This is a genomic window from Paraburkholderia sp. SIMBA_054 (assembly GCF_046534875.1).
In the GTDB taxonomy this organism is placed as follows: domain Bacteria; phylum Pseudomonadota; class Gammaproteobacteria; order Burkholderiales; family Burkholderiaceae; genus Paraburkholderia; species Paraburkholderia hospita.
This window is the reverse complement of record NZ_JAWRXV010000306.1, coordinates 1-391: the sequence shown is the minus strand read 5'-3', so window position 1 is coordinate 391 and position 391 is coordinate 1. Positions and strand designations below refer to the sequence as shown.

At 70.1% G+C, this 391-nt stretch carries 1 pseudogene; it reads right to left on the bottom strand.

Annotated features, from left to right (window positions below):
* Window positions 1-391 (bottom strand): annotated as a pseudogene (locus SB822_RS55240) (hypothetical protein); the annotation flags it as partial.

Below are 391 nucleotides of genomic sequence, written 5' to 3'. Positions count from 1 at the left end.
CGAAATAGATCGCGATCAGCGCGATGAAGGTCAGCACGAAGAACACCAGCAGCGCCGGCAGGTTGTGCAGGCTGGCGCGCAGGCTCTGGCGCAGCGCATGGGCGCCGGTGGCATGGTCGAACATCACCTGCGGCGGCATCACGAACAGGGCCAGGCTGACCGCGGCGAAGGTCGCCACCACCAGCAGCAGCCACAGCAGGATGCGTCCGGCCGGCAGTTCCTCCACCAGTGCGCGGACCTGCGCCTGGTCCGGCTGCGCGCCGGACTGGCCCAGGGCGTTGAGCTCGGCCATCACGTGCGAGAGGTGGCTCCAGCCATCGGTGCCGATCAGCAGCAGCAGCAGCGCGCCCAGCAGCAGGCCGGCCACGGCCTGCGGCAGCAGCGACAGCAG